The sequence below is a fragment of the Actinoplanes sp. NPDC020271 genome (assembly GCF_044388125.1).
Lineage (GTDB): Bacteria > Actinomycetota > Actinomycetes > Mycobacteriales > Micromonosporaceae > Actinoplanes.
On the sequence record NZ_JBIRWQ010000034.1, the window covers coordinates 99324 to 106306 of the forward strand.

8 protein-coding genes are annotated in these 6983 nt (G+C 69.1%); 3 read left to right on the plus strand and 5 right to left on the minus strand.

Annotated features, from left to right (window positions below; translation table 11 throughout):
* Positions 1-66: 66 nt before the first annotated feature.
* The gene (locus ACH442_RS42715; RefSeq protein WP_396343875.1) at positions 67-963 is read right to left on the minus strand and encodes an alpha/beta fold hydrolase; all 897 of its coding nucleotides are present in this window, start codon (positions 961-963) and stop codon (positions 67-69) included.
* Positions 964-1109: 146 nt separating this feature from the next.
* Between ACH442_RS42715 and ACH442_RS42720 the strand changes: the two genes are divergently transcribed.
* Positions 1110-1442 carry a hypothetical protein gene (locus ACH442_RS42720; protein WP_396343876.1) on the plus strand — a complete coding sequence of 111 codons (333 nt, stop codon included), beginning with the start codon at positions 1110-1112 and terminating at the stop codon, positions 1440-1442.
* On the opposite strand, the gene ACH442_RS42725 is transcribed toward ACH442_RS42720, so the two are convergent.
* Complete coding sequence (locus ACH442_RS42725; RefSeq protein WP_396343877.1) at positions 1439-1807, minus strand: hypothetical protein; 369 nt, start codon at positions 1805-1807, stop codon at positions 1439-1441. The genes ACH442_RS42720 and ACH442_RS42725 overlap by 4 nt on opposite strands.
* 177 nt (positions 1808-1984) lie before the next feature.
* Between ACH442_RS42725 and ACH442_RS42730 the strand changes: the two genes are divergently transcribed.
* Positions 1985-2254 carry a hypothetical protein gene (locus ACH442_RS42730; RefSeq protein ID WP_396343878.1) on the plus strand — a complete coding sequence of 90 codons (270 nt, stop codon included), beginning with the start codon at positions 1985-1987 and terminating at the stop codon, positions 2252-2254.
* A gap of 487 nt (positions 2255-2741) precedes the next feature.
* On the opposite strand, the gene ACH442_RS42735 is transcribed toward ACH442_RS42730, so the two are convergent.
* The 3 genes from ACH442_RS42735 to htpG form a co-directional block, all read right to left on the minus strand.
* Positions 2742-3290, minus strand: coding sequence for an SMI1/KNR4 family protein (locus ACH442_RS42735; RefSeq protein WP_396343879.1), 549 nt, complete (start codon positions 3288-3290; stop codon positions 2742-2744).
* Positions 3291-3322: 32 nt separating this feature from the next.
* Positions 3323-3718 carry a nitroreductase family deazaflavin-dependent oxidoreductase gene (locus tag ACH442_RS42740; RefSeq protein WP_396343880.1) on the minus strand — a complete coding sequence of 132 codons (396 nt, stop codon included), beginning with the start codon at positions 3716-3718 and terminating at the stop codon, positions 3323-3325.
* A gap of 281 nt (positions 3719-3999) precedes the next feature.
* The gene (htpG, locus tag ACH442_RS42745) at positions 4000-5844 is read right to left on the minus strand and encodes a molecular chaperone HtpG (protein ID WP_396343881.1); all 1845 of its coding nucleotides are present in this window, start codon (positions 5842-5844) and stop codon (positions 4000-4002) included.
* A gap of 372 nt (positions 5845-6216) precedes the next feature.
* On the opposite strand from htpG, the gene ACH442_RS42750 reads away from it, so the two are divergent.
* Positions 6217-6891, plus strand: coding sequence for a hypothetical protein (locus tag ACH442_RS42750; RefSeq protein WP_396343882.1), 675 nt, complete (start codon positions 6217-6219; stop codon positions 6889-6891).
* Positions 6892-6983: the final 92 nt, after the last annotated feature.

Here is a 6983-nt window from a genome sequence, read left to right on the forward strand (position 1 = left end):
CTCACCGCGGTCATCAGCGCCGAATGACCACGGTGAGCACCAGCCGGGAACAGCGAGCCGAGCCCGTTACGCCGCCGGGCTCAGTGGATCCGCCGGCTTCCCGAGGATCTCGGTCAGCACCTGGTTCCACACTGCCCGCGGCGGTACCTCGTGACCGACCCCCTCCAGCCACACCAGCCGCGACCCCGGGATCACCCGCGCCAGCTCGCGCGGATGCTCGGCCGGGAACCGCTGGTCCAGCGTCCCGTGCAGGATCACCGTGGGCGCCTCGATCGCGGCCAGCCGGTCCCGCACCGGCGGCCCGTACCCGGCCCGCCGATGGTTGGCCCGCCCCGCCCCGAGGTCACCGGAGCGGTCGAAGACGCGCTCGGCGAGCCGGCGCAGCTGCGGTTCGTCCGGGGTGAACGGGCCGCCCCGCGCCCGGATCTCCGCGATCAGGCCGCTGACGGCGGCCCGCCGGTTCGTCCAGTCGACCTCGTCGGTGGCGGCCTGGACGCGGACCTCGGTGGCCGGTGGCGTCCGGACGGCGACCGCGGTCACGCCGGCGAGGACCGGGGTCGCGTCCGGTCCGAGCCCGGCGCTGGTGGCGATCAGGGTGAGCGTGAGGACGCGATGTGGCTGTTCGACGGCGATCCGCTGGGCGAGCGCGCCGCCCAGGGCCAGCCCGACCAGGTGCGCGGCTGGGACGCCGAGCGCGTCGAGGACGCCGAGCGCGTCGTTCATCAGGTCCACACCCGAGTACGCCGCGCCGGCCGGGAACGTGCTGGAGCGCCCGGTGTCGCGATGGTCGTAGCGGATGACGAACCGGCCACCGGCGGCGAGCCGGCGGCAGAACTCGTCGTCCCACCAGTCCATCGAGCTGGCCTCCCCGGCGAGCAGCAGGAGAGGCGGTTCGGTGCGTTCACCGAAGGTTTCCAGGCACACCTGGATGCCGTTGACCGGCATCATCGTCTCGGTCACCACCAGGCCATTGTGGCGGGGCTCACCGACAGTCAGGTTAAAACCGGATCACAACGGATGACGAGATCAATGTGAACAAACCGGGGATCGCCGACTCCCGGAGGTGGCCGGGCCCGATGTGGTTGACTCCCCGAATGGATTTACCCGAAATGTCGGAATTCGAGCCGCATCGGACCGAGATGGACGCGGCCTTCGAGGGGACGAGAGTGCCGGGGCTGCGCGCCGAGTTCTTCCGGCGCCCCGAGGGCGACCGGATCGCGAGCGTCGGCCGTTACTCCATCGGTGGCGCGGAGCTACTGCTCGCCTGGGGCTATGTCGACGAGGAGCATTGCCGGCACAACGCCGTACGAAATCAATCGGGGGGTTGGTTCCCGGCGCAAGCCGGATGTCCTCAGGTGCGTCTGGAGAAGAACGGCCAGGCCGTGATCGGCCTGGCCGTGCGCGCGCCCACGGGCGAATGGGTGCGCGCGGAATGTGGCTAGCGGGACGTCTGCGGGGCGACGGCAGCCGCACGTGACTGGTTGCGGACGGTCCGCAGGGAGACCGCGGTCAGGCCGATGGCTAGCAGGAACAGGGCGAGGTGCAGGTACGGGTTGACGATCGGCACGAATCCGATCACCGCGACCGGGATCTGCACCACCGCGATCAGTGCGGCCATCAGCCACTTGCGGCGACCGCTCCACAACATCGCGGTCCAGATCGGCGCCGACACGACCAGCAGGGTCAACGCGTCGAGGACAGCGTGGAAATAGACGTTGTGAACGTTGTTGTGGGCGAACGCCTGGGCCGGCGCGGCGATCCAGAGACCGGCGACGAGGACGGCGAGAACGACAGCGGCACGACGCATGGGTTCCTCCAGCGTGATCAGACCGTTGCTCGGAGTAATCACGGTATAAAAGCGGCAGCCGTCCCGTAAAGCCTCATCCGGATTCATTCCCCCGGAATGGCACAGTCGCTGTCCGTGCCGGTGATCATGGCCGAACGGCTTACTCTTACTGCCAGTGATCATGGCTAGCCTGCTCGAGTGCGTTTGATTGAGATGGCTATGGCCGCCGCGGTGACAGTGAGTGTCGCAGGCAGTTCTTACGTAGCGTTAAACCCGGACAAACTCACGGCCGACGCGAAGGCAGTGGCGGACAAGGCGACCTGCCGGACCGTGGACACGGCCATCGTCGGGTTCGTCGCCGTCAACGAGACCGACCCCACGTCGATCGCGCAGCTGCGGCCCTACGTCGACGGCGACATCACCCGCTACCGGATCGTCGGCGGGCGCGCCTCCGGCCCCGGCTGCTGAATTCACCAGGCGGCAACCAGCCGACCCTGTCGAAAACATGCGATATCAGAATCCGCTAAACAGTGCTTCCGCCAGGGCGGGTTCCGCGATGACGACAGAGGCCGGGACCAGACACCCGGTCGACCACGTCCAGGGCGACCAAGTGCTCACCGACCAGCGGCTACCAACCCTCCAGAAGCTTGCCCGACGGCTCACTCCCCGAACTCGTCAGGGCGACGTCCGTGGCTGGGCGCGGTCAGACCCCGAAATCCCGCCGCTCTCTGCCGCCAGAGGCCCCGGCCACCCGCCGTCACCACCCCGAGACCGCTGCCCGGCCATCGCTGCCCCGCGCCCGCTGCCTCGCCGTCGGCATTCCGCGGTCGCTGCCCGCCGTCTCGTCCCGCGTCGCTGACCGGCGGTTGCCGCCCCGGCGGGCCGGGCTGTCGCCCGGCCCCGGCTTGCTGCTGCCGGGCCGTGCGGCGACCGGCAGCCGGCGGGCTGCCGGTCGTCAGCCCTCGAACCAGGGCTCGCCCGCGGACCAGTGGCGGACCCAGCCCGTGAAACCGGCCTCGCCGGCGCCCCGGCCGAACTCCTCGCCGAACGGCAGCGCGCCCTCGCCGGAGATCATCCAGATCTGGCCACGGTGGGGGCCGGTGACGACGAGATGCCAATACATCCCACAGCCGTCGGTGCCGAGGACGACCGAGCCGTCGTTGTAGGCGCGGTCGATCAACTCCTCGTCCGGGTCGTCGTCGCCCTCCCACAGCCACTCGCCGGTCAGCGGGAACGCGCGGGACAGCAGCCGCTCGGGACGGCCGTCGCCCCAGTCGGACGGAAGCTCGGCGAGAGCGACCAGACCATATTCCGGCGGGCCGGCGAACGAACCGTCGGAGACCTCGGCGACGAACGTCCGGTAAGGCTCCGGCAGGGTCACGCCGTGCTCGGCCTCGAAGGTGCGCACCGCGGGCCAGCCCAGAGCGGACTCGCCCTTGTCGTCGGCGCAGAGAGCCTCCCGCAGCTCGGCGATGACGGCGGGGTCGGCGTGCTCGGTATCCATGCCGGAAGAGATACCAGCCGGGTCCGACACTTTCACCGACGGGCGATGTGCAGGAGACGGAATTCGCGGCGACGAGCCAGGCGCAGAACCGTGGCGATCGGGCCGCCGAACGCCCGCAACCCGTCTTCGGTACCGCAGGGCTCGATGCGGTCGATCCGATGTTCGATGCCGCGGTGCAGGACGGTGCAGCCGCTGGCCAGGGCGTTGCGCAGCCAGGCGACATCCGGGCCGTAGGTGAGCTCGGCGACGAAGCCGGAGCCGGTCCGGGCCAGGAGCAGCGGGGTCTCGTAGGCGGTCCCGGTGCGGCGGCCGGTGTGCCTGATCAGCGACAGCGGGCCCCAGCCGCGGTGGACCACGACGATTGCGAGCCGGTTGAGCGTGTGTTTCAACAGCCAGAACCAGGCTCGCTTGATCCTCCCCGCCGTCACGACACCATCTCAGCACGGCCCGGGACCGGCTCGGACGCGGCCGGAGGCGAACCGCGACGCGGCCTCGGCTCCGACGCGGCCTCGGCTCCGACGCGGCCTCGGCTCCGACGCGGCCTCGGCTCCGACGCGGCCGGAGGCGAACCGCGACGCGGCCTCGGCTCCGACCCGGCCTCGGCTCCGACCCGGCCGGAGGCGAACCGCGACCCGGGAAGGCGGAACGCGGCCCCGGGGGACCGCGTTCCGATGGTGATCTTCAGAGGGTGGTGATCCTCATGATCGGGTCAGACCGTGCGGGCCAGGCGGTCGGCGAGGAGTTTGGCGAAGCGCGCCGGGTCCTCCAGGTCACCGCCCTCGGCGAGCAGCGCCGTGCCGTAGAGCAGCTCCGCGGTCTCCGGCAGTGCCGGGTCCTCCGCGCCGCGCTCGTGGGCCGAACGCAGGCCCGCGACCAGCGGGTGGTTCGGGTTGAGTTCGAGGATCCGCTTGACCCGCGGCCCTTCCTGGCCCATCGCCCGGTACATCTTCTCCAGCGCCGGGGTGATGTCGTCCTGGTCGCTGACCAGGCATGCCGCCGAGGTGGTGAGCCGGTGCGAGAGGCGCACCTCCTTGACCTGCTCGTCGAGTTTCTCCTTGAGGAAGCCGAGCAGGGGAGCGAAGTCACCCTCGGGCTCCTTCTCCTCCTCGTCCTTCTTCAGGTCGACCGAGCCGCGGGCGATCGAGCGCAGTTTCTTGCCGTCGAAGTCGGGGACGGCGTCGACCCAGATCTCGTCGACCGGGTCGGTGAGGATCAGCACCTCGTAGCCCTCGGCGGCGAACGCCTCCATGTGCGGCGAGTTCACCACCTGCGAGCGCGACTCACCGGTCAGGAAGTAGATCTCCTCCTGGCCTTCCTTCATCCGCTCCACATAGGCGGCCAGGGTGGTCGGCTCGTCCTGCGCGGTGGTCGCGAACGACGCGATCTCCAGGATCGGCTTGTGGTTGTCGGGCTCGCTGAGCAGGCCTTCCTTGACGGCCCGGCCGAATTCGCGCCAGAACGTCGCGTACTTCTCCGGGTTGCTGCTCATCAGGTCCTTGATGGTGGACAGGACCTTCTTGACCAGGCGCCGGCGGATCATCTGGATGTGCCGGTCCTGCTGCAGGATCTCGCGGGAGATGTTGAGCGACAGGTCGGCCGCGTCGACGACACCCTTGACGAAGCGCAGGTAGTCCGGGATCAGCTCCTTGCTGTCGTCCATGATGAAGACGCGCTTGACGTAGAGCTGCAGGCCACGACGGGCGTCGCGCTGGAACAGGTCGTGCGGGGCGCGCGACGGGATGAAGAGCAGCGCCTCGTACTCGAAGGTGCCCTCCGCCTTCATGTTGATGATCTCGAGCGGGTCGGTCCAGTCGTGGCTGATGTGCTTGTAGAACTCGTGGTACTCCTCGTCGGTGACCTCGCTGCGCGGGCGGGCCCAGAGCGCCTTCTGCGAGTTCAGCGTCTCGTCGCCGAACCGGATCGGGAACGAGATGAAGTCCGAGTACCGCTTGACGATCTGCTTGATCCGCCACTCGTCGGCGTAGTCGTAGAGCGCGTCCTCCTCGTCCTTCGGCCGCAGCTGCAGCGTGACTGTGGTGCCGACCGGCGCGTCGGGCTCGTCGTCGATCGTGTACGTGCCCTCGCCCGCGGACTCCCAGCGCGTGCCGTGCCCCTCGGTCCCGGCCTTGCGGGTCACCAGCGTGACCTTGTCGGCGACCATGAACGTCGAGTAGAAGCCGACACCGAACTGGCCGATCAGCTCGGCCTCGCCCTTCTTCTCGGACGCCTCCTTGAGCTTGGCCAGCAGGTCGGCCGTCCCGGACTTGGCGATCGTGCCGATCAGCGCGACGACCTCCTCGCGGGTCATGCCGATGCCGTTGTCCCGCACGGTCAGCGTGCGCGCCTCGGTGTCCGCCTCGATCTCGATGTGCAGGTCGGAGGTGTCCGCCTCCAGCCCGTCCTGAAGCTTGGCCAGGCGCAACTTGTCCAGCGCGTCGGACGCGTTCGAGATCAGCTCACGCAGGAAGATGTCCTTGTTCGAATAGATCGAGTGGACCATCAGCTGCAACAGCTGGCGCGCCTCGGCCTGGAACTCCAACGTCTCCATCGTCACCCGTTTCCGTCCTTGTCCGGTGGTTCACGCCGATCGTATGACGACGCCGGGTCGCTCCGTTGACCACCACAGGTAGTACCACCCCGGGTTGGCGCTCCGGGCGTGCCCGACCGGCCGACCGCTGCCGTCTGAACGTCCACCGAAGGTGACCCGCATTGTTCCTTTTATGATCATCGTCGATGTCGTTATGCTCCGGGAATGAAGTGTCAGGTCTGCGGGATGGACAATGACCCGTCGCTTGAGTATTGCGACAACTGCGATTATGCACTGCGGAATTCGCCGACCGCGATGATTGCTCCGCAACCGCCGTCGCGGCCTCAGGTCCCGGTCGCGGAAAGCGTTCATCCCGAGGCGGGCTTTCCGGATCGGCTGGTGGAACCGCGCTCGCTGGCCCGTCCGTTGCTGGTCGGCGCCGGGGTGCTGGCGCTCGTGCTGATCGGGGTGACCGGTGGCCTGATGCTGGCGGACCGGCGTGACGGCGATCAGAGCGCCGGGTCCGGCCCGGCATCGGCCGTGACGCAGGCGACCAGCGCCTACCCCGAGCCGGCGACCCCGGACCCGACCTCGGCCGTGCCGGCGAGTGCGGCGCCGGTCGGCGACCCGGCGGCGCAGGCGGCCGCGGTCGATCGCATTCTCGATCGGAGCGCGGCGAGCCGCGACAAGCTGGTCCACGCGAACGACGCGGTGTCCCGGTGCGCCGATGTCACCGGCGCGATCGGGCGGCTGCGGGCGGTGGGGGACGAGCGTACCGGGGAGCGGGCCGACCTGAGTGCTCTGGCGCTGTCCGCCGTCGCGAACGGCGAGGCGATCCGGAACGCGCTCGACGGTGCGCTGGCGCATTCGCTGGTCGCCGACCAGCATTACGTGAAATGGGCCGAGGAAAGGCAGGAAAACGGCTGCCGGGAAACGTCGTCGTCGAAGACCGAGCGGGCGGCCGGCGACCGGGAATCGGACGTCGCGGGCACGGCGAAAGCGCAATTCCTGACTCTGTGGAATCCGGTCGCGGCCGAGCTCGGTCTGACCACGCGCGACCGGCAGGGAATCTAGCCTCGGCCCTTCGTTAAGGGCTGTCCAAGGAGTGGGCCGGAAACGCAGAAGTGCCTTCTGATCAGGGAAAATAGGGCTTGTCGAAGGTCCTA